We start from the raw sequence: 1,600 nt of genomic DNA, 5'->3' as shown, positions 1-1,600 counted from the left end.
ACCGATAACAATTAACACGCCAACTAATCCAAGTTCCTCTGCAATGATGGCCATGATGAAGTCTGTCTGGGGCTCCGGTAAATAGCCCAGTTTCTGTACCGACTGTCCAAGTCCGAGTCCTTTCAGCCCCCCTGCACCGATGGCCAAATAACCATTTACTACTTGGTATCCAAAGCCTTGTTCATATTCAAAAGGATTCAGGAAAGCCTCAATACGTCCAAGTCGACGTTCAGTAATAAACTTATCACGGGCTAAATACAAAACTGGTGTAATCAAAGCAAGTGCGCCAACGATTATGCCACTAATTTTCACAAATGTCCGGATTCGAATACCACTTGCGGCCATGACAGAAATTGCCGTAAAAAAGATAATCATAGCTGAACCCATATCTACTTCACTCAATACCAAGGCAACGGCCATAACAAGTACTGTCACTGGCGGGGCAATMGATTGGTTAAAACTATCTATGGGACCTTTTCTCGCTTTATTTGCAAATACACCGGCAAAATATAGCACCATAATTATTTTTGCAAACTCGGAAGGCTGAATGTTCCCAAATCCAAGATCAATCCAGCTCTTAGAACCACCGGCAGCATAGCCGACAAAATGAACCGCCACCAATAAGGTGAACATTACAACCAGCATGGCAATCATCATCGGCTTCTTGCGGTAATGCTTGTATGGAAATAAAGCCCCTACTAAAAATGCTGGGACCGATAAAACTAAGTTTAGTATTTGTTTTTTGTAAAAGTGGTCCGGCTCGAAACCGTATCGATTGACGGACCAAACCATGCTCGCGCTATATATCATTACGAGACCGAAAAGACATAAAAACATATATGTAATAAATAATGAATAATCGAAGTTTTTGGCATATCGCTTGATGTATGGGATCATTTTGAAACCTCTTTTTCTTTTTTTCTAGCAAAAAAACTCAAACACATGTTGAGTTTGAGTTTTTTACCTATTTCTCTGTATAAGCATCGTGCAATACAGATAATTCTTTTTCAAGTGTCGAAAGAAGCAACTTTCCTTCTTCACGCTCAATAAGCCCTAATTTTACAGCGAAATCAATTTCTTTAGATAAACCATACATTTGGGTATCCAAGACTTCTTCGTAAAGTGGGCATTGCGGCATCGTCAAATGGTCCATTTGAACCTTAATTAATTTTGCTATTTTTTCTGCATCAGCTTTTAATAAATCCATAGCTTTCTGCTGGTACGATTGCTGAGATTTAGTATCCATGAGGACGCCCCCATCACCTAATATAGTCTTAATAAAGTGTATCTTTCTAGTGACAAAAATGCAAGTATCGCTTCCACAGTGAATCTTTCCGAACTTAATTCTTTTTTACCTATAGGCTAAGCGTTATACTAGTAGAAGAAACGCAGCTTGCAAGGAGGCACCAATAGAATGGAAACGATAATACCTATTAAAGGGAATGTGAAATTTAAAATAACTTTAGACCCAGGTGTATGGATTTTTGATGATCGACGCATTGACTTAAAAACGTTTTTCACGGAACAGCAACTCGAAAAAAACGAGTTGGATGAATACACCAAAAAAATGTCAGCTCATTGGTCACGTGAAATCATGGAA

The 1,600-nt window shown here is 39.0% G+C and carries 2 protein-coding genes and 1 pseudogene; 1 reads left to right on the top strand and 2 read right to left on the bottom strand.

Translation table 11 applies throughout. From position 1 onward, the window contains the following. Together AC1DSB_RS19010 and AC1DSB_RS19005 are read right to left on the bottom strand one after the other, a co-directional pair. Window positions 1-897 (bottom strand): FtsW/RodA/SpoVE family cell cycle protein (locus AC1DSB_RS19010; RefSeq protein WP_477587387.1); only part of this gene is annotated, 897 nt, incomplete at its 3' end. Window positions 898-964: 67 nt separating this feature from the next. Next, a complete protein-coding gene (locus AC1DSB_RS19005; protein ID WP_016427814.1) occupies window positions 965-1,246 on the bottom strand; it encodes an Fpa/YlaN family protein in 282 nt (93 codons plus the stop codon). 168 nt (window positions 1,247-1,414) lie between these two features. Between AC1DSB_RS19005 and AC1DSB_RS19000 the strand changes: the two are divergent. Then, window positions 1,415-1,600: pseudogene (locus AC1DSB_RS19000) on the top strand (peptidyl-prolyl cis-trans isomerase); the annotation flags it as partial.

This window comes from Paenisporosarcina sp. P4_E4_2 (genome assembly GCF_056401595.1).
This window is presented reverse-complemented; position numbering and strand designations above follow the sequence as displayed.

Coding starts and splice junctions, on each gene's coding strand:
- AC1DSB_RS19005 (WP_016427814.1), bottom strand. CDS start 1,246: ATGGATACTAAATCTCAGCAATCGTACCAGCAGAAAGCTATGGATTTA.